This is a genomic window from Phorcysia thermohydrogeniphila, from assembly GCF_004339575.1.
Taxonomy (GTDB): Bacteria; Aquificota; Aquificia; order Desulfurobacteriales; family Desulfurobacteriaceae; genus Phorcysia; species Phorcysia thermohydrogeniphila.
This window is the reverse complement of sequence record NZ_SMFV01000002.1, coordinates 179,166-199,804: the sequence shown is the minus strand read 5'-3', so window position 1 is coordinate 199,804 and position 20,639 is coordinate 179,166. Positions and strand designations below refer to the sequence as shown.

Genomic DNA, 20,639 nt, shown 5'->3' with positions numbered 1-20,639 from the left:
CAATACCTTAACCATTCTTAATAATAACCATTATCACTTAGTCAGAACCAAGTCAATAGGATAAAATAGTTAGAACCTAATTTACTTAAGGCGGAGACAGTATGAAGCTCATAATCGTCGGGGCAGGTGAGGTAGGGAGGGAACTTATAAAGAGGCTTCAGAAAGACTGGTCCATTACTGTAATAGACGAAGACGAGGAGAAACTCCAGAAGATTATAGAGCTCCTTGACTCAAGCTCTATGAACAGAACCATACTTCTTCAGGGAGACGGAACGAGCAGGCTTATGCTCAAAAAAGCTGGAATAGAGGAAGCAAAAGCTTTCGTCGCCTGCACGGGAGACGATGAGGTCAACCTTGAGGCCTGTAGGCTCGCTAAGGAATTCGGCGTCCCGATGATATTCTCAGTCTCTAACAGTACAGAAAAGGACGAGCTATACGAGAATGAAGGAATCAACTACGTTGACAAGGCAGTAGCTACGGCCTCCCAACTTGAAAGGCAGATAGAGTCCGGAATCATCATGCCAACCAACATAGGTTTAGGTAAAGGAGAAATAATAGAAGTAACAGTTATGCCTACCTCTATAATTGCAGGCTATCCTGTGGGCAAGTTCTCCTCAAAGCGATGGAAGATTGTTGCTATTTTCAGGGGAGATAAGCTAATAATCCCCAAGTCAAGAACAATTGTTAAACCCGGTGATAGAGTTTTAATAGTTGGTGAACCAAGGATTTTAAAGTACATCGCAGAACTCATAAAGTCAGGAGAACCTCAGTTTCCACTTCAATTTGGAATAGAAGAGGTAATTTTTCTACCTGAAAGAAAAGAGGAGGTAATTAAAGACGCTCGGTTCTTCTTGGAAAACACTAGACTCCAAAAAGTATCCATCTATACCTGCTTTAAACCTACTCCTGACTTAAAAGGACTGTTTGAAAAGAAAGGGAACAGACCAGTAAACATTAAAGAAGTTCCTACGTGCGAAAAGGAGTTCTTTGAGACTATTAAAGAGGAAAACTTCGGCCTTATAGTCGTATCGGATAAGTACAGTGAGTTTCCTCTCTACTTAGGAATAAAAACTTTTCCAGTCATCCTTGCAGAAGGAACCTACTCGCCGGTCCTGATTGCAAGGGGAACAACGCCTGTAAAGAAAATTTTAGTTCCGGTCTCAGGCTCTTTCAGCAGTTTTAGAGCTCTTGAAGCGGCAATAGAGCTCTCCCTAATGTGGAAGGCTGAGCTAACGGCTCTCTACGTTTCAAGCGGAGAAAACGATAAAAGGGTAACTTCCCTCAGGGAGAGAATTATTCGTTTTTCAAACATGTACAAGATACCCATCAATTTCACTGTCAGAGAGGGCAATCCGGTAACCGAGTTCTCTAAGGAGTCAAAAAAGGCAGACCTTGCAGTCATAGGAGCGAGAAAAGGAAGGAAAACAAACTGGTTTAATCCTTACCCTCCTTACCACATGATACACCGAGCAAACTGCTCATCAATACTTATATGCGTGGGTGAATAGGATGGAGAACTCCCTCCTTTCCATAATCCTGATTTCGGTAGGAATACTCTTTGTTCCCTTCTTAAGTAAACTGCTGAGGATTCCCGTCGCAGTCGGAGAGATACTCTACGGGATAGTCCTTGGAAAGTCGTTCTTAAACCTCATTCAGCCCTCTCAATGGTTAGACTTCCTCTCCTCCTTCGGTTTCCTCCTCCTCATGTTCGTTGCCGGACTTGAAGTAAAGTTAAAAGAGATATCTACCCTAAGCCTTAAGACAAAGCTCGTTTACATAGCAGTCCCTCTTTTAGCCTTCCTACTCGCCTTCTTCATCGGCAATAAGTTCTCGCTACCCTCCTTGGTTTCCATCGCAATTGGCGTCGTATCGGTCGGCATCGTTGTATCCGTCCTGAGGGAGAAAAGCCTACTTGACACCCACTTCGGGAAAACGGTCTTTTTGGTGGGAATTGTAGGAGAGGTCATCAGTATCCTCACCCTAACCCTTTTCACCCTCTACAGCGAGTTTAAGTTTGAGTTTGAGTTCTGGCTTGGAATCCTGAAGCTAATCCTCTACCTAATCGTCGCAAGACTCGTTCTCCTCTTCTTGAGGAGCTTTGTCTGGTGGTATCCAAACAGGTTTAAGTTCTTCTTTGAGAAAAACCCATCAGAAATCGGCGTCCGCATAAGCCTTGCAGTAATGTTCATGCTGTCTGTCGCTGCATCTGCAATCCACATTGAGCCAATCATAGGAGCTTTTATCGCCGGCATGATATTTGCCACCGTTTTTGAGGACACAGAGAGCATAGAGGAGAAACTGTCGGGAGTTAGCTTCGGCTTTTTAATTCCCATATTCTTCATCTACGTAGGAATAAACTTTAAAGTCCCTGAGATTAACCCAGAAACTCTAACGCTACTTGGAATAATAACGGGAGCAAGCCTTTTAGTGAAGGTCATTCCCTCTCTACTCCTCGTTTTTGAGGGAGTTCCACTCAGAAAGGCCGTAGCAGGAGGGTTCCTACTCTCTGCTCCTTTAACTCTCGTAATTGTTACTGCAGAGCTTGGGAAAGAACTTGGAATAATTGACGAAGGTCTTGAAGGGATACTTATATTAACAGCAATACTAACCGGCATTTTAGCCCCTATACTGTTTAACTTTGCCCTGAAAGAGGAGAGAGTTGAGGATAACGATTCTTGACGGTTATGTTGACGAGCCAACCTGTTTAGGCGTTCCACCCTACATCTCTACCTACGTGCGCTACGTGGCCGGAGCTCTCGTTACTGCCGGAATACCCGAAGAGAGCATCTCATACGTAGCCATAGACGAGCTGAGAAAAAGGGAAGAAAAGTGGGAGCTCTTAAAGGACTCAGACGTTATCTTCCTCATCTCTGGAATGACCGTTCCCGGAAGGTACTTAGGAGGAAAGCCAATAACGGAAAAAGAGATTGAAGAGGTAGGGGAGCTCCCAGCCTACAAGGTGGTTGGAGGCCCTGTAACCTTTGGATTTGCACTACAGGGAGGAGTTAGAGCTAAACCTTTACTCTTTGAAGGCTTTGACTTGGTGTGTAAAGGGGACGTTGAGCTTGCAGCCTACTACATCGGAAAGTACTTGGTAGAAGGGAGGGAGCTCCCAAGCGGTGTCTTTACCCAGAGAAGGACCGCCCTCCACGTTGACAGGTTTGCTCCCCTTGGAGCTTTCATAGTTAAACAGCACTTTTACTACCCTTACGTAATCTGCGAGATAGAGACCTTTAGAGGGTGCGAGAGGAAACACCACTGTTCCTACTGCACAGAGGGCTTTTACGGCTCTCCACAGGAAAGAGACCCTGAGAAGATAGTTGAAGAGGTGAGAGCTCTCCATCAGCACGGCGTAAGGTACTTTAGAATCGGAAGACAGCCAAACATCCTTGGCTACAGGGCAAAACCGACAGAAGGAGAGTTCCCAGTCCCAAACAATAGCGCAATATGCAACCTATTTAGAGCTATAAGGGAAGTAGGAGAAATAAAGACCCTTCACATAGACAACGTTAACGCAGGAACGATAAACGCCTATCCTGAAGAGTCAAAGAAAGCCCTCTCCTGCATTGCAAGCTACGACACAGAAGGGGACGTTGCACCTTTTGGACTTGAAACGGCAGACGAGGAGGTGATAAAGAAAAATTTCCTGAAAGTGAACCCCGAAGGGGTGAAGAAGGCCATAAGGATAGTAAATGAAGTCGGAGCATTTAAAGAAAAGGAAGACAGCCTCTACAAGCTCCTTCCGGGAATAAACTTCTTAGTAGGACTTCCGGGAGAAACAAAGAAAACCTTTGAGAAAAACAGGGAATTTCTCCTATCAATCCTTGATGAAGGACTCCTCCTTCGCAGGATAAACATAAGGCAAGTGATGGTCTTTGAAGGAACGCCAATTTCTGAAATGGTCAAAAGACCAAAAACGAAGTTTAGAAGGGAGTTTGAAAAGTTTAAGGAGTGGGTAAGGGAAGAAGTTGACCTTCCGATGATGAAGAAGGTCTTTCCGGTCGGAACCGTAATAAGGGACGTCCTCTTAGAAGCCCACGACGGGGAGCACACACTCGGAAGGCAGATAGGAAGTTACCCTATTTTAGTGAGAATCCCCGAAAAGTTAGAACTCTTTAAAACCGTAAACGTAGTGGTAGTAGGCCACAGAGAAAGGTCTGTCATAGGAATCCCGATTCCGATAGACATAAACAAAGTCTCCTACAAACTCCTAACTTACCTTCCCGGCGTTTCAAGAAACTTGGCGTCGGAGATTATCCTTAAAAGACCTTTTAAAGATGTTGTGGAGCTCCTATCCCTCTTCCCCTTCCTTGAAAAACTCTCCCGTTTCATAACCATAAGTTAGTTTTAAAACCTCCCCAAAAGCCGACTTTCCGCCTTATCCCTCTATAGGGCATTTCAACTCTGTATAGCACTTTTCCCTCCCACAGGAAAAGTAAACCGCCTTATCCCTCTATAGGGCATTTCAACCAGACGGAGTTGAAACACTTACCCCTGAGCAGGTCAACGCCTTATCCCTCTATAGGGCATTTCAACCAAGAAGTCCTTATTCGGCTTTTGTCAAAGAACGGCAATGTCTTTCTGTTTTTGTTATACCACAGAAAAGGGAGTTTTTTGCAGTGAATCGGAAGTAGGGAGTCTAAAAAACATAAAAATTTGACGGATAACCCTTGTAACGCAAACCCTTCCGCTTTAAAAGCTCAAAAAGGTGGTTCACTGCAGAGGAAAGTTTCAGGAGCTCCAAACTCTCTGTAACGGTCTCGGATGTTCCCTACCCTCCGCAGAAAGCCTTTCCCTGAATTTAACCAAAAGGCTTTTCCTCAACTTTAAAGCCGTTCCGCTGACTATAGAAACTCCCTTCTCAACGGTCTTAAGCATCTCAATGTCTTCCTCAGATATGGCCTCTCCGACGCTTTTAACGAAGCTCAAATCCTCCGGGTTTATTACTCTGTGAAGGACAAGCGTGTTACACTGAGAAACCGGCAAAGGGTCAACAGAGGAAGGCTTTTGAGAAATTATCAGAAGACCGAGCCCCATCTTTCTCCCCTCTGTGGCTATCCTTCTCACTATATTCCTTGCAAACCTACTTGCAGGATGGCTTAGCTCTTCAGCCCCGGAGCTCGGAATTAAGACACGAGCCTCCTCAATTACAAACAGGATAGGGCTATCTCCTTTGTGGAAAGAGAGCTTCTTTGACTTATGTAGGTGAAAGCCGGCGTAAGCTACAGAGTAGAGGAGAGCTCTCTGCATAGTTTCCGGGCTAACTTCCGTTAGGTCAAATATCAGGTTTGAGACAAGGGAAAGACTTCCGGTTTTACTTGAAAACTCTTCAATGAATTCAACAGAATCAACAGGGATTAATCCTGCTCTTCTTAGCGAAGCCAGAAGCTTTTCAACCTTAAGGAGCTGTCTCCTAATAGGCCACTTTGACCTATTAGTGTTGTCAAGCCTGTTCTCCTCAAGTCTAAGAAACTTTAAAAGTTCCTTGTCCCTTTTCTTTTCCTTGTCCGTTAGACTTAACATCTCAACTTGTTCAAGCCACTTTAAGTAGTAAAGCCCTTGAGCTTCCGATATTTCCTCTCCGGAGTAGGCCTCAATGAGCTCCATAACAAACGTTTTATCAAAGAACTCATTAAGCTTTAAGGACGGAAAACCCTTCACAACAAGCTTTAAGAGCCTACCAAGAAGAGATTGGGGTATTCTTTTGCAGATTTCCTCAAAGTTATACTTTTCAGCAAACTCCCTAAGGCTCTCAGCAAACTTGGTCGGTGATGAAGAAGGAACTACCTCCCTCTCTAAGAGGGAACGGAACATGGCCAGTCTAAGGTAGACAGAACTATTTTCAAGTTCCCTACTCTTTTCTTCTTTAACTTTTTCTTTCAAAACCGATGGAACTTTCTCCTCTAATCCTTCCCACGCTTTAGACAGAAAATTCCTGTACTGTTCAACCAAAGATCTCAAAGCCGGAGCATCAGGAATCACTCTTTCAACCGCGTCAAAAAGGTCTTTTCGTAAAATCCCGAAGTTCTCGTAGTCTCCATGGGGATCAAAAACAATACTCTTAGCCCCTCTAAAGGTCAATTCTTCCAACAAGGTGGTTGAAGTGTTTGTCTTTCCCATACCGGTCATTCCAAAAACACCGCAGTGCATCGTTAAGAGATGGTCTCCATTGAGGGAAAAACGGGCACTTTCTTCTTGCTTGATAAATCCCGGAAAGAGCCACTCCGGCTTTCCTTCAAAGAAGATTTCTTCAAGTAGCTCCTTATCTATTAGGAAAACCTTTGAACCGGTCTCTACAGGCTTCTCAAGAGACTTTATGCGTTTCTCATTTTCATCAAACTCCCCTATTACCTCACACTTTGCCTGAAAACTCACGAACCTATCTGACTTTAAAAACTCTCCAACTTCCCTTCCTATTACATCATCAACGAAGAACTTCAAGTTCTCCACTGAGAGCATCGGGTTATCGGTAACTATATCAACTACTTTCCCAATAACTTTATGCTTAAAGTTATCACCCTCTACAACCACAAAAGCGTTCTTTAAGTTCATGCCTTTCACGTAAGAAGGAGAGAAAACAAAAGAAAAACTATCGGTCGTTGCCTCTCCGTAAACGATTCCTATATGCCCCATTTCATCCCCCCTATCTTGTGTAGAAATCCCTCTTAAACTCGTACATGAGCATTTTCATTATTTCTTGACTACCCGGCTCAAGCGATTCTGCTACTTCCATGAGTTCCTTAAGCAGTTTGTCTTTCAAGAGTCCCCGAGAAAGACGCTGAATCATCCGAGTAGAGACCCTAACCAAAAAGTCAGCATACTTGAGGATTACCGGAATTCCGTAGTTACGGTAGACAGAACTCAAAAGGTAAACAACAGAAGCTATCTCTTTCGCCCTTTCAAGGTTTGCTGCCGAGAACTCCACTCTAAGGGGAAACTTCAGTTCCGAAGTTCGTAAATAGAGCATGTAAAACTTATAAGTATCTTGCGGAAGGATAGTATCAAGCAACACTCTCTCTAACCAAAAAGTCTGTTCTTCTGTTGTTGCACTGCCGTAAGGTGCTGTCGCTACCCTAAACTCCTTTTCAATTTCAAAAACTTCCTCCCGGTTAGCCCTCTTACTTCTGTGCCTCCTTATCTCAACAGGCAGAGTGAAGTTTGCTCTGTCAGCCTTAAAGTCAAGACAAAAAGCGATAAGATGGTCATCGGTTAAACTCATCTCCTCAAGTAGAACCCTTGAAATCTCTCCCCTTTTTAAGCGTTCAGAGAACCTGAGCATCTTGTCTTCATCAACCGGGAAAAGTCCAGTCCCGTACAGCTTATACCGAAATCTAAGGTTACGCTCGGCCAGCTTTGTAAAAGCCTTTGAGTAATAAAACCTTAGAAATTCCTTAGAGCGGTGGGAAGCCTTTACAATACCGTGAACGAGTATTCCCTCTTCTCTTGCAAGGTCTGAAAGGAGGCGAAGGAGGAAAAAGTAAATCACAATGCCCGGGATAACCTTCCTCTTTTTTACCTCTTCCCAACCACCGTAGTAGGAAAAAGTTAGACGGAGCTTTTCTTCTTCATGCCCTCTACCACTTAAGAGCTCCAGAACCTCCTCATAGGCGGGTGAGGAGAGGATATAATCAAGAAGCTTGCCCCCTGCAAGAACCTCAACCGTTATATTTTTACCTAAGAATTCACTGTAAAAACCTTTACTTATCCATCCCTCATTGCCAAGTTCCTCTTTAAGCTTTGGGTCAAGCTTAAAGAGCTCTAAAAGTTCTTCCCTATTGAAAGTAATAAAGAGAAAGTGGTGAATATCCCTTATCAGAGGACCGTCTATAAAAACGCCGTAGACATCTTCACCTTTTGCTATAAGGACAATAAGAGAGTACAAAGTAACAAGCAGATTTTGAATGTAGGTTTGAAGGTCAAGTTTGTCCTTTAAAGGGTAGGTTTCCTCCGCAACCTTAAAGGAAGATAGAACGGCCAAGATTTTCTCTCTGTCTTCATCTTCCTTATTAGTAACTTTCAGGCCATAGGCTAAGCTTCCTCTAAAAAAGTAACTCTGATTTAATATTAGATCTCCAGACTGCTGAGACTCATCCACAGCAAGAAGCCATTTACCCTTGACCTTTTCCTCAAAGAGTCTTAAGAGCTCTTCCTTGTCAACACTTTCAAGAGAAAGGGTATAAGAATTCTCCCCTACTTTCACTTCAACGCTTTCTTCAAAAACCTTCTTTAAAAGGGGAACAAGAGAAATATAACCTTCTATTTTCTTGTCAAGGTGAACATCTTCCTCGTAGGCCGATATTACAGAGCTTAAGAGTTCTTCAAGAGCCCTCTCTCTGGCCTCATCCCCTCCCAACAGTTGGAGCAAGTTTATTCTCAAATCCTTACCCCGCCCTCAAGAATTATTCTCAGCTTAAAATTAAAATCTCCACAAAGAAAATTGCAAGCGGGAAAAAGAGGAAGAACCAGCCAAGGAGCTCCAAAACAGCAGAAGGACTCTTCTTGTTTACTATCGGCCCGGGTCTTCCGAAAGTCGTTCCTGTTATGTTACCCAAAACGTCGGGAATTAGGATAAGAGGCAAAGGAATGGCAAGGTAGTACGCCAAAAGCCAGTAAACAGCCTCAAAATCCTCCGTCCCTACGTAAACCAAAAGGCAACTCAGCAAACTTAACAAAACAGCAAAAACTCTCCTGAGCTTAATCAGCATACTTCCTGAGTTTTGGGGATAAGACGAAAATCAAAATCAGAAAAGTACCTAAGGAACCAAACACTGGTACTTCAAACCACTCCAAGAACGACTCATAAACCTCCTTAGGGTTGTTGTTTGCCCCAAAAAAGGCGAAGAAAGCACAAGACAAACCAAGAAACGTTATATAAGCAAAAACGAAAGCCTCTTTGATGGGTTGGGAAATCTTTTCTGAGAAGAGCTCCCGAAGAAGCCATACAAAAAGAGGAGAAAGTGCATAGAACTCACTCAGCGATAACAACACCTTTTTCTCCTTAGGAATACCCATAAACCAAGGAACAAGCGTAACAAGGAAGAGAAAAACAAAAAAGAACATATGGAACAATTTTCTTTTCATGCCTTGAGTTCTTCCCTACGAGTAGAGAAAACGAACAAGAAAAGGAACAGCTCAATTAAAATATACTCCAACACTTCCAGAATTACCAAGTAAAAGGTATCCTCCCAGACCAAAGCTACCAAACTTGTAATGATACTAATAACGAAAAAGATAGTAAAAGCCAAGAAAAGAAATCTTTCGTCTCCAGCCTCTTTTCCGAGGTACCTACCACGACTCAGAATTACTCCAAAAATTATGTAAACTAAAAGCATCAGCCAGTCCTTTTCAGCCCTTATAATAAAAGAGCTTAAATACAAAGAAACAGCAGCCGCAAACAAACTAAACTTGAAATCTTTAGACTTTATTAAATGAATAAGAACGGCAATACTGATCAAAAAACTAAACAGAAATAGAGACACAAGGAAAGTTAGAAAACCAAAACATGAAACATGCTTTGTTAGTTCAAAAATTTCAATTCTAACTCCGCCTAAAGAAGAAAAGCACTCCCTAAAAAAGAAAAGGGATGCTAGAAAACTCATTACATACAGAACTAAACCTTTAAAACTCCGTAAGACAAAAAATTTAGCTATACTCAAAAGTAGCAAAATAGTTCCTATAAAAAAAATTAGAAAAACCTCCTCTCCATTTAGACGTAACACATCCAAAAAGAAAAAAATTCCCCTGTAAGTCTGAAAAAGGAAGAACACCGCTAAAGAAAATACCAAAAAACCTTTTCTTTTCAAAATCTTCCTCCCTTCCAAGAAGCCTGATACACCCACTTAAGTAGTTCCATACAACCTTCGTCACATTCCTTAGGATAACAATGCTTAAGAACTTCATAGGAAACAGAGGCAACATTTCTATTTAAACATCTTTCCGGATCACTGTATTTCTCTTTACACTCTACCATTTCAGGACTGTTTAACTTGGAAAGGCATAAATAACACTTATAAGTAAACTTAGCGAACTTATAACCTTTATAAACTACAGCTCCTACTACCACTAGAGTCACTGGCAATGGAAGCTTTCCTTGCCAATCTCCATAGTTAACGAAATTACAACCTGTATAGTTGTAAAGGTTAATCCCACCTTCAAATAGAATAGGATCCCTCTGAATAAACCTTCTCAGTTTTGGAGAATAGTACCTTGCTCTCAAATAGTAAAGTTCCGTTTCTCTGTCATAGTAAGCACCGGTGTAAAGGAAAGGTTGCTCTATCTGTTCCTCTATATACCTGAAGTTACCATCCGACCAATAATCATATACATTCACAACTCTTCCTTTTCTGTCAACCACAGCAACAACAGAACCTTGATGGTTGTGTATATAGTAATAAACCTCATACTTTTTACCCTTCTTAACAACCATAGCTACCGGTCTATCAAGGCTACCCGGAATATAAATGTAGTACCTTTCCTCTTTTATGTTTCCGTCATAAATAATCCTTTCGTAAAGAAGGTTACCGTCAACTCCATACAAGTATTCATAAACTTTATCTCCAACCTCTTTCTTCCAACGGTATCCCAAAGCTGTATAGTAAAACTTTACCTCTTTCTCTCCTATCTTGACACTTTCCAACTTGTTGTCGTATCCGTACCTATATTCCCTCCTACCACAATTTCCATCCCAAGCTATCAAGTTACCCAACTGGTCATATTCAAAGTTTTCCGTACCCATTGTGGTTTCAAAGCTTATAAGCTGAGATGCTTTATCATACTGAGCGTTCTTGAAGGCAAACGGTTCTATAAAACCAATCTCCTCAAAAGGTCCTACGTATTTCTGCCCCCAAACCCTACCTAAGGCATCACGTTTATATTCAAAATAGGACTCTCCAAACTTACTTCCTCTTATCTCTACATCAGTCAGCAAACCTCTCTCATCGTAAGTATATTTAAGTTTTACTTTTCCTACTTTCGCTTCTTTTAAAAGACCCCTTTTACTATATTTATACTTAATTTTCCCTTTCTTGAACTTTATCTTCCTTACATTCCCATCCTTGTCATACTTATACTTAACCTTAAACTTGCCGGGGTACTCTATCTCCTTTAGCCAACCTTCGCGAGTGTATTTATAAGAAACCTCCAAGTTAAGAGTTTCATCCCTAAGCTTAACCGGTCTATTCAAAATATCATAAACTATACTAATCGTTGTATTTTTATTCGTTGCTTCAAGGACATTACCGTTCCCATCATAGCTAAATTCTTCATAATTTCCATCAGGATAACTCACCCTTACCAATCTTCCAGTACTGTCATAGGTATAGGTAATTTTTTCTCCCCTTGGTAACGTTACAGACAAAAGTCTATAATTGTTATCAAATTCCTTCCGTATAACATTACCCAAAGGATCTTTAATTCCTGCAGGATATCCAGCGATATCTCTTAGAATCTCCCACCTACTACCGTTATAATCAATTAATGCCACTATCCTTCCTGCTTCGTTTCTTTCGTAAGAATAGCAGTTCTCCCCTTTACATACCTTTGTTAAAAGATCAAGAGGATCATAAAAGTACGTTGTTTCTCCCCCAAGAGGATCCACGTACCTTACTAAGTTTCGGTGATTGTACTCCAAGGAATAAATGTTCCCCTGTGGATCTTTGACTTGAATCACTCTACGTAAATTATCGTAAGTATATTCATAAGCATTCCCTTCAGCGTCAGTAACTTTTACGAGATTGCCCCGTATATCATACTCAAATCTCCACCTCCTCTTACTTGGCAAAGTAATCTCTGACGGGTAACCGTACTCATCGTATTTTAAGGTTACTTTCTTATTTCCTCTATTTATTACCTTTACAGGCAAACCAGTATCGTTATAAACAAATTTAGTTTTTAAGCCATCCGGATAAATTATCTCTACTAAGTTTCCTCTATCATCGTAATTAAATTGGTACTCGTTTCCATTCCTGTCTCTGTACCTTGTAGGGAGGTCGTATTCGTTATAAGAAAATTCCTCATACGTACCATCAGCATATTGAATCCTCGTTATATTGCCTCTATCATCGTAGCTCAGCTCAACTCTATTCCCTCTTGCATCCACTATCACATTTCTAAAACCATCCGCATTGTACCCGTATAGAACTATCCTACCCTTTGCATTAAACACCTCTTCTGTCCAACCCGGATATACGTTCCAGTAAGAAACCCATGTTCCATCAGGATAATCTACACGAGTGTTATAATGACTTCTCCACGTTCCGTATCTTTTAACTTTCCCGTTTGGCAACTCTATGGCAGTTAAAGCATATCCTTCCCAAGTTGTATAGTAATGAAACTTATAGGTTCCGTTAGGGAGTCTTAGCTCTACTAAGTATCCATACCTATCGTACACATACTCTACAGTTGTCCCGTAAGCATCTACATTCCTTATTAAGTGCCCTCTTTCATCATACTCATACGTAATAGTTATTCCATCAAAGGTTTTAATCTTGCTTACATATCCTAAATTATTGTACTCTACAAGTATTTCTCTTCCTGCCGAATCTACAATTTTTATGGGCTTGAAAGGAACACTATCATCCTGATATTCAAACCTTATGTAATTTCCATTTCTATCCCTCACTTCAATCAATCTACCTATGTCATCAAAAACCCAGTATAATCTATCAAGTTTTCTATAAAGGATATATCTATCCCCTTCCTTCCACAGTCTATCAGCAAAACCATACTCAGGAATGAAATCCCCTGTACTTTCATTGTAATAGAAATGAACTATCCTTCCAGTAGGAGTGTAATAGTCTACATTTCCCGAAGGTGTCTTCCTCAGCCTTGCTCCATAATACCAACTCCAACCTTTACCAAAAATTGAAACGTGGGGTGAATCAGCATTGTAAGTCCTCTTAAGTAGAAATTCTATTCCATAATGTCTATACCTAAAGTCCACGTCAGAAATAACTAAATTCAAAGTGGCCATATTTGTGAGTATAGACGGAAGTCCCATTGAACTTCCACAATCTGTACTCTCATACTCGGTATTTGGATTATCATCCGGCCCTCCCAACTCTCCCGGTGGACAACACCAACAGTAGGCTCCGAACAACTTTTTTGCTAATTTTGGACTTACTTCTTTATAGTTTCCTTCATCAAAAACTAAAGCATATCCTGTAAACTTCTTCTTAAAAATTTTTATATTTTCTACTAAAACCTTCTTTCCTTTGGCAGGATCAAGATAAGCTACATCTGCTCCTTTCTTTCCCAACAAAACCACATAGTGCTTCCCCTTCACAAGTACTATTTTAGGTTTTGAAGTTTTTGCCAATTCCTCTAATTTAGCCTTGACAATCTTTACTTTTACTCCTTTCCTCTCAAGAAAGTTCTTCAATTCAGCTAAGCTTATACCCTTATTACTCACAGATAATTTGACTATCTCTTCCCACCTTATGGGCAAATTGAGCTTCTCCACTACAGCAAGAAGCGAACCTTTTCCGCATGAAAAAGATAAAGGCCCAAAGCTACTCTGGTATTCCTTGATTTTCCTTATATATCTTAACCAATAGTTACAAAACTTTATTTGTCTTTCGTCCTTAGTATTTTTAAGAACCTCTCGTAATAACCTCTCAGCATCATCCAAACGCCCTAAATAAAAATAAACCGTTGCTAAATGAGTCTTTGCATCATTAGTTATCTTTAAATCGGGAGAAATCTCTATCGCTTTCTGATAATGACGAATAGCCTCATCAAAGTTAGCATCATATTTATACAGTAATCCTAACCTCAAATAGGCAAAGGCAACTTCCTCCGGTTTATAGTTTTCAGGCTTTGCTAAGATTCTTTCTATGATTTCTTTTGCCTCTGAAAACTTCCCCTTCTCAAACAACGAATCTATCTGCCTTATTACAGGATCAGGATAGTTAATATAAGCTCCTGAAAATTCCGTAGAAAAGGAGGAAGTAAAGTTTAAAAGAAGTACAGAAAAAGCAACGATTATTACCGCAAGGAGCCTCCTCATCATTCCCCCCTCTTAGTTTGTACGAACCTCAATAATGTTCCCGTTATTGTCATATATGAACCTTAACTCTTTATGCTCCGAAACGCTCTTATACTCTTCCCTCTCAAGTCTATTCTGGTTGTCATAAACATATCTACTCTCAAAAAATCCAATACCACAGGAACTAAGGAATATAGAGAAAACAGGTATTCCTATAAGAAAGAGAATAGCAAATCTCATACCTCCTCCCTCAGTATTCCCCCTAATTTAGGGGTATTATAAAGAATAAAACTTCTGTCGTCAAGTCTTAATGAAGAGTTCTCTCTTGATGCTCTCAAATTTAACTCTGGAAACATACTCTCCAAGCCACCTCTTACCTTTTCCATTTCCGTTTCCTTTCCCTTATTACGCGAATTAACTCTCTATACAGATAACCTCCTACCCCTACTCCATTCCTCACAAGTACCTCCGGCTCTATTCTCTCTTTTCTCAAGCACAGAAAAAATTCATGTGTGCCATATCAAACGCCACGTGTATCTTCATCTATCTTCTTCTCGGTCTCTTTTCCAATTTCCTCCTTAACCACTTCCCTTTGTTGGTTATTTTTAGACCTGATGAGTCAAGAACTACTACAAAGTCTTGTGGATTTCTCCTCTTCTTATAAGCTCTCTGTTGTACTTCCCCCACTCTCTTTCCACAGTGAGGGTATTTTAACCTTTCAGCAGTCCGAATTTCCACGTTTTGATTGTTTAGTACCTATGAAGGGGAAAATTTCAAAACCCTGTAAAAATTTCAAAACCTTGTAAAGGAGGTAAGCCAAAATGAAAACGTTTATACTCGTCCTATTCGTCTTCGCCTTTTCAACCCTTCCATTAATCCTAACACTACTCCTGATTATCTGTTTAGCATTCCTTATCCTTGTTTCCAAAGTACATTTCTAAATTATCTAATTTGGGAAACCTTCCCGGCTCCTCGTACCATACAGAACAAAGTCCTACAGCACGTAACTTCACTTAGTTTTACTACTGTACAAATTGGTCAATGTTTAACTTCAATTTAGCTTAATCTCATCAACCTATAAGCCTTTGTTTCCTTTCAGCCAAAAAGCCACTCAAAATAAAAAAGGGGGGCTTATGCCCCCCCTTTCAACGGTATGAATATATCCGTTAAACGCCTTCTGGCCTCTTGACGTCGTAGAGGATGTCGTCCCATGGATGTCTGTAAAGAGGCATGGCGAGGCGCTTCTCGTCAAGGATGTGGCCGATGAATCCGATGGAACGGCCAAGAACGAAGAAGGCGTTGAATGCACCGGCCTCTATGAGCTCGTCAATCTCGGCCTCAGAGTAGCCGAGGTTTCTGAACATATCAACGAGGAGAACGCCGATTGTTCCGTCAACGTTGAGGATGAGGTTCTCCTTCTTGGCTGTTGTTACCTTCTCTACCTCAAGGGCGTAGTCAAGGAGCTCCGTAGATGGGAAGTTCTGCTTAGCGTAGTTCTTGAGGAGCTCCACCCTCTTGTCGGGGTTCTTAGTGGACTTAATCCTGTGTCCGATACCGGGGATTGGCTTCTTCTCAACCTTCTTCATGTACTCAACAAACTCGTAGGGGTCCATTCCCTTCTCTTTAGCCATCTTGAAGTACTTGGCAGCTCCGTCAATAGCTCCACCAAAGCGTGGACCGATTGTAAGAATAGCTGTTGCAAGACAGGACATGAGGTCCTTTCCAGCCCTTGCAGTTACTTTTGCGTTGTGAGCACCGGAAACTGCAGGACCGTGGTCTGCAACAACCTTAATTACCATGTCAATGAACTTAGAAGCCCACTCTGGGAACTTCCTTTTGAACCAGAGGAGACCGATAACGTCGGCAATGGAGAAATCCCTTTCAATAACCTCAGAGATTGGAACACCGCAGTAGGTAGCCTCTTCGCCCCTGTCGTCAGAGATTGTACAGATGAAGTTTGTAGGCTTACGAACCTTTCCGGCCTTAACCGCCTTAGCAAAGTCCTCAGGCATTGGAGGAACTTCAGGTTCTTCAATCTCTGCAATCTCTCCCTTAGCCTTGAGGTCCTCGTAAACCTGCCTGATGAGGTCAGGAATATCGTTGAAGGAGTCTGGAACGAGAGCTCCGGCCTCCCTGAGAGCCCTGTTCTTGGCGTCGGCAGTTTCCCTGTCAGCACCGGCCTTAGCACCGGCGTGACCGAACTGAACCTCACCGCCAAAGTGCTTAGCGATTGTTCCGATACACCAAGCGATGAGAGGTTTGGTGATGAGCCCCTTCTCAAGAGCCTCTACTACCTTGTACTCAAGCTCTCCACCAACCTCTCCGAGCATAATCATGTACTTAACCTGTGGGTTCTTCTGGAACCTGAGAAGGTGGTCAAGGAAGTCTGAACCGGGGAATCTGTCACCACCGATAGCGATACCTTCAACGATACCGTCGGCGTTCCTTGCGATGATGTTGGAGAGCTCGTTGAAGAGTCCACCGGAACGGGTTACAAGACCGCAGGAGCCGGGTCTGTGGAGCTTGGACTTAACGATGTTCTCAATTGTTCCACCGGCGTTTCCAATCCTGAAAGCTCCGGCAGAGATACCACCAACGGTAGCAGGACCGATTATCCACTTACCCATAGACTTGGCCCTGTAGGCCATGTCCCTTGCAAGCCTTTCAGGAATACCTTCAGCTGTAATTGCAACAGTCCTGATTGTCGGGATGTTGAGGGCTTCAATTGTTACGTCGTAAGCAGTCCTGAAGGACGCAAAGTTTACAAGAACGTCGGCCTCAGGGTGTGCCTCTGCAGCCTCAACGGTAGACCTGTAAAGTGGGATTATGATTTCCTGAGTTCCGTAGAAGAACTTTTCAAACTTCCTGCTCTGTGTAGGAGCAACGATTGCTACGATGGAAGGTGGCCTTCCAACGATGTAGTCGTAGTCAAGCATCCTCTGGATGGCGTTCCTGTTTAAGTTCCAGAAAATCGCCTTTGTATTCCTGTCAAAGAGTATGTAATCGGGTCTGCTCATTACCTTCCCTCCAGATTATGGATTTTCATCAAGAGCTTTCTTGACGATAGCCGTCATGTGAGTTTCTGGACCGTAAACCTCTATAGGAAGGCCAAGTTCTTCAGCTGCTTTCTTAATCCTTGCAAGACCTACCTCGTAGTTAGGACCACCACGGCGAACGTAAATCTTAACGCCAACTTCCTTCATCTTGTCGGCGTACTCTTTGAAAGCATCAATGATTCCATCAAAGGTCTTTGCAACGTCCGTGAAGTTTGCGATAGCACCACCAATGATAAGTATCTTTGGTCTTCCCTTGGGGTCTTTCTTCCTTGTCATGAGGTCAAGAACAGTCTTAACGTACTCCCTCGTTTCAGCCCTTGATGGGTTACCGGAGTACTCACCGTAGTTTGCAAGCTCGTGAACGTAACCAAGGTCTGCAACTGTATCAGCGTAAACTACGGATGCACCACCACCGGCTACAAGCGTCCAAATTCTACCCTCAGGGTTGAGGATTGTGAGCTTTAAGGATGCACCGGACTTTTCGTCCATCTCCTTGATGTACTTTTCTTCTGGAGAGAGCTCTCCACCAAACCCTGCTGGGAACTCAATGTCTCCCCACTTCCTACCAACGAGGAACTGGGCAGTATCGTCAAGCCTTCCGACAAAGTCAAGTGGGTAAATCTTGTTGCCAACCATTACAAGTGGGTTGATTTCAAGGTAAGCAAAGTGCATATCCTTGAAGAACTTGTAGAGCCTCTTTACAAACTCTGCGTACCTTTCCTTGTTCTTGATTTCCTCAGGAACGTTCTCCTCTATGAGCTTGGCAGCTTCCTCATCGCTTGCAAGTACAGGAATAACAACTTCCCTTACCTTGTCCCAGTTCTCCTCTACATCAATTCCACCAAAAGCGGACATGTAAACGTGGTCACCTTCGTAGCCAAGAGTAATAGCTACGTAGTACTCATCTTCTGGAGCGTGAGGAACGCATGGCTCAATGAGGAAGTGGGTAAGCTTACCCTTCTTACCTTTAATCTCAACGTCTTCCTGCATCTTCTGCTTAATCCACTCTTTAACCGTCTCGTAGTCAACGTCACAGGGCTTTTCCTTCTTAAAGAGAATGAGGCCGAGCTTACCCCTCTTTCCAAAGAGCATGTCGGGCTTTGCTACGAGTGGAAGTTCTTTCAGCCAAGGGTACTCTTCGGGAAGCTTGTCAAGGTCTGTCTGTGGAGTTACGAGGACTGACTTAAAGTCGTACTCAAACTCTGGAGCAAAGTACTCGCTCCAGTGCTCTGCAAGGATTCTCTTACCGTCAAACTCTCTAATCCCCCTTTGAGCCATCTATTTTCCTCCTTAATCGCAATTGATTTTGCGTTAATTATGGGTGGGCAGAGCCCACCCGAAAGGCTTAAAGGTTGTCAATTATCTCGTTGAAGGTCTTGCTTGGCCTCATTGCAGCTTCGGCCTTGGCGTCGTCTGGATGGTAGTAACCTCCGATGTCCTTCGGAGAACCTTCTGTAGCAGCAATCTCAGAGAGAATCTTCTCTTCGTTCTCGGCAAGCTTCTGAGCTACAGGCTTGAAGATTTCGGCAAGCTCCGGATCTTCTGTCTGGTTAGCAAGTTCCTCTGCCCAGTAGCGGGCAAGCCAGTAGTGGCTACCGCGGGTGTCAAGCTGTCCAACCTTACGCTTAGGTGTCTTGTCAGTGTCAAGGTAACGGCTTACAGCCTTGGAAAGTGTATCTGCCATGATGAGGATTCTCTTGTTCTCCTCTCCGGACTGCTTGTAGGCGAGCTTGAGGGCCTCTACGAATGCGAGGAACTCACCAAGGCTATCCCACCTGAGGTGACCTTCCTTAACGAACTGCTGAACGTGTCTTGGAGCAGAACCACCAGCACCTGTTTCAAAGAGTCCACCACCGGCAATGAGAGGAACGATGGAGAGAGCCCTTGCACTTGTTCCAACCTCAATGATTGGGAAGAGGTCTGTGAGGTAGTCCCTGAGAACGTTTCCTGTAACTGCAATTGTGTCAAGTCCGTTACGGAACCTTTCAAGGGTGAACTTCATTGCATCCTTTGGAGCTTTGATGTACCACTCAACGCCTTCAAGGTCGTACTTAGGAAGCTCTTCCCTAATCTTCTTGATGAGCTCCCTGTCGTGAGCCCTTAAGGAGTCAAGCCAGAATACGATTGGCATCTTTAGCTCTTTAGCCCTTGTTACGGCAAGCTTAATCCAGTCGCGGATAGCGATGTCCTTTGTGATGCAGCTCCTGTAGATGTCGCCCTTCTCTACCTCGTGCTCCATGAGGACGTTTCCGTCCTCGTCAACAATCCTGATGATTCCGTCATCTGGTGGGAAGAATGTCTTGTCGTGGGAACCGTACTCCTCGGCCTTCATAGCCATGAGACCGATGTTTGCAACAGTTCCCACCTTTGTTGGGTCAAACTGACCGCGAACCTTAACGTCCTCAACGATTTCGCTGTACATAGTAGCGTAGGAGCGGTCTGGGACTGTGATTACACAGTCGTAAGTGTTTCCGTCCGGTCCCCAAGCCTTGAGGCCGTTCTTGATAACGGATGGAACAGAGTTGTCAATGATAACGTCGTTTGGCCTGTGGAGGTTTGTAATTCCCCTATCGGAGTCTACCATGTAGAGGCCGGGTTGCTCTTTGTAGATTTCTTCTATTGTCTTCTTGATTTCCTCCTGCTTCTCAGGTGGGAGCTTTGAAAGCTTGTTCTCAAGGTCAACAAGTCCCTTGTTGGGGTCAAATCCGATTTCCTCAAGCTCCTTGCCGTGCTTCTCAAAGAGCTTCTTGTAGTAAACCCTGATAGCGTCTCCAAAGATAACAGGGTCAGAAACTTTCATCATAGTAGCTTTAACGTGGAGGGAGAAGAGAATGCCTTTTTCTTTAGCGTCCCTTATTACCTCGTCAAAGAACTCCCTGAGCTTCTTCCTGCTCATATAAGTTCCGTCAACAACGTCTCCCTTGCCAACCTCTACCTCTTTGAGAACGGTTACGTTGCCGTTCTTGTCAACGAATTCCCAGCGGATCTTTGTATCCTTCTCTATAGTTACGGACTTCTCGTGCTCGTAGAAGTCACCGCTTTTCATATAAGCAACGTAGCTCTCAGACTTCGGAGAAACTTCTCCGAGCTTGTGGGGGTGCTTCTTAGCGTACTCTTTTACAGGAGGAGCTATACGCCTGTCGGAGTTACCCTGCCTGAGAACTGGGTTAACAACGCTACCGATACACTTGTCGTACTTAGCCCTGATTTCCTTCTCTTCCTCTGTCTGTGGATCTTCTGGGAAGTCGGGGAGGTCGTAACCTTGGGACTGGAGCTCCTTAACAGCATCAATGAGCTGTGGAACGGATGCGGAGATGTTTGGAAGCTTCATGATGTTAGCTTCTGGCTTCCAAACGAGCTCCCCAAGGTAAGCAAGGTCGTCTGGCTGGTAGCCAAACTGGGCAAGAATCCTTCCTGCAAGTGAGATGTCTCTGAGCTCAACGTCTACGCCAGCGTGCTTTACGAAGTTTCTAACAATTGGCAGGAGAGAGTAGGTCGCAAGCATCGGAGCTTCATCAACCTTCGTCCAGATAATAGTTGGCCTTTTAGCCATAGTTTTCCTCCTTTAATGTTTTTTGGTTTTCAGGAGTTCTTAGGAA

At 43.1% G+C, this 20,639-nt stretch carries 13 protein-coding genes; 3 read left to right on the top strand and 10 right to left on the bottom strand.

The window, feature by feature from the left end; translation table 11 throughout:
- Nucleotides 1–101: 101 nt before the first annotated feature.
- Genes CLV27_RS03625 through CLV27_RS03615 form a run of 3 tightly spaced genes read left to right on the top strand, consistent with a single transcriptional unit; the run spans nt 102 to nt 4,345 of the window.
- Nucleotides 102–1,508: an NAD-binding protein gene (locus CLV27_RS03625; protein WP_132525923.1), complete on the top strand. Its 1,407-nt coding sequence runs from the start codon at nt 102–104 to the stop codon at nt 1,506–1,508.
- 1 nt (nt 1,509) lies between these two features.
- Nucleotides 1,510–2,679 carry a cation:proton antiporter gene (locus tag CLV27_RS03620; RefSeq protein ID WP_132525921.1) on the top strand — a complete coding sequence of 390 codons (1,170 nt, stop codon included), beginning with the start codon at nt 1,510–1,512 and terminating at the stop codon, nt 2,677–2,679.
- Nucleotides 2,660–4,345 carry a radical SAM protein gene (locus CLV27_RS03615; protein ID WP_132525919.1) on the top strand — a complete coding sequence of 562 codons (1,686 nt, stop codon included), beginning with the start codon at nt 2,660–2,662 and terminating at the stop codon, nt 4,343–4,345. The genes CLV27_RS03620 and CLV27_RS03615 overlap by 20 nt, the downstream gene beginning before the upstream one ends.
- Nucleotides 4,346–4,731: 386 nt before the next feature.
- Here CLV27_RS03615 and CLV27_RS03610 read toward each other — a convergent pair whose 3' ends face one another.
- The 10 genes from CLV27_RS03610 to CLV27_RS03570 all read right to left on the bottom strand — a co-directional run bounded on the left by CLV27_RS03610 (nt 4,732) and on the right by CLV27_RS03570 (nt 20,593).
- Entirely contained in the window at nt 4,732–6,633 is a 1,902-nt protein-coding gene (locus CLV27_RS03610; protein WP_132525917.1) for an ATP-binding protein, read from the bottom strand.
- Between the two features lie 10 nt (nt 6,634–6,643).
- Nucleotides 6,644–8,353 (bottom strand): DNA double-strand break repair nuclease NurA, encoded by a 1,710-nt coding sequence (locus tag CLV27_RS03605; protein WP_165863673.1) that lies wholly within the window; start codon nt 8,351–8,353, stop codon nt 6,644–6,646.
- Between the two features lie 52 nt (nt 8,354–8,405).
- Nucleotides 8,406–8,648: a hypothetical protein gene (locus CLV27_RS03600; RefSeq protein ID WP_132525913.1), complete on the bottom strand. Its 243-nt coding sequence runs from the start codon at nt 8,646–8,648 to the stop codon at nt 8,406–8,408.
- Nucleotides 8,649–9,077: 429 nt separating this feature from the next.
- A complete protein-coding gene (locus CLV27_RS03595; protein ID WP_132525911.1) occupies nt 9,078–9,803 on the bottom strand; it encodes a hypothetical protein in 726 nt (241 codons plus the stop codon).
- The gene (locus tag CLV27_RS03590) at nt 9,800–14,008 is read right to left on the bottom strand and encodes an RHS repeat-associated core domain-containing protein (protein WP_132525909.1); all 4,209 of its coding nucleotides are present in this window, start codon (nt 14,006–14,008) and stop codon (nt 9,800–9,802) included. The genes CLV27_RS03595 and CLV27_RS03590 overlap by 4 nt, the downstream gene beginning before the upstream one ends.
- 9 nt (nt 14,009–14,017) lie before the next feature.
- A complete protein-coding gene (locus CLV27_RS03585) occupies nt 14,018–14,224 on the bottom strand; it encodes a hypothetical protein (protein ID WP_132525907.1) in 207 nt (68 codons plus the stop codon).
- Nucleotides 14,221–14,370, bottom strand: coding sequence for a hypothetical protein (locus CLV27_RS08490; RefSeq protein ID WP_165863672.1), 150 nt, complete (start codon nt 14,368–14,370; stop codon nt 14,221–14,223). The genes CLV27_RS03585 and CLV27_RS08490 overlap by 4 nt, the downstream gene beginning before the upstream one ends.
- Before the next feature lie 780 nt (nt 14,371–15,150).
- Nucleotides 15,151–17,001 (bottom strand): citrate/2-methylcitrate synthase, encoded by a 1,851-nt coding sequence (locus CLV27_RS03580; RefSeq protein ID WP_132525905.1) that lies wholly within the window; start codon nt 16,999–17,001, stop codon nt 15,151–15,153.
- A 15-nt stretch (nt 17,002–17,016) separates the two neighbouring features.
- Complete coding sequence (locus tag CLV27_RS03575; protein WP_132525903.1) at nt 17,017–18,318, bottom strand: ATP citrate lyase citrate-binding domain-containing protein; 1,302 nt, start codon at nt 18,316–18,318, stop codon at nt 17,017–17,019.
- A gap of 67 nt (nt 18,319–18,385) precedes the next feature.
- Nucleotides 18,386–20,593 carry an NADP-dependent isocitrate dehydrogenase gene (locus CLV27_RS03570; RefSeq protein ID WP_132525901.1) on the bottom strand — a complete coding sequence of 736 codons (2,208 nt, stop codon included), beginning with the start codon at nt 20,591–20,593 and terminating at the stop codon, nt 18,386–18,388.
- Nucleotides 20,594–20,639 lie beyond the last annotated feature (46 nt).

Bases quoted from the DNA above. Each gene is read 5' to 3' on its own strand.
- CLV27_RS03590 (WP_132525909.1), bottom strand. From the start codon at position 14,008: ATGATGAGGAGGCTCCTTGCGGTAATAATCGTTGCTTTTTCTGTACTT.
- CLV27_RS03610 (WP_132525917.1), bottom strand. From the start codon at position 6,633: ATGGGGCATATAGGAATCGTTTACGGAGAGGCAACGACCGATAGTTTT.
- CLV27_RS03570 (WP_132525901.1), bottom strand. From the start codon at position 20,593: ATGGCTAAAAGGCCAACTATTATCTGGACGAAGGTTGATGAAGCTCCG.
- CLV27_RS08490 (WP_165863672.1), bottom strand. From the start codon at position 14,370: ATGGAAAAGGTAAGAGGTGGCTTGGAGAGTATGTTTCCAGAGTTAAAT.
- CLV27_RS03620 (WP_132525921.1), top strand. From the start codon at position 1,510: ATGGAGAACTCCCTCCTTTCCATAATCCTGATTTCGGTAGGAATACTC.
- CLV27_RS03585 (WP_132525907.1), bottom strand. From the start codon at position 14,224: ATGAGATTTGCTATTCTCTTTCTTATAGGAATACCTGTTTTCTCTATA.
- CLV27_RS03580 (WP_132525905.1), bottom strand. From the start codon at position 17,001: ATGAGCAGACCCGATTACATACTCTTTGACAGGAATACAAAGGCGATT.
- CLV27_RS03575 (WP_132525903.1), bottom strand. From the start codon at position 18,318: ATGGCTCAAAGGGGGATTAGAGAGTTTGACGGTAAGAGAATCCTTGCA.
- CLV27_RS03625 (WP_132525923.1), top strand. From the start codon at position 102: ATGAAGCTCATAATCGTCGGGGCAGGTGAGGTAGGGAGGGAACTTATA.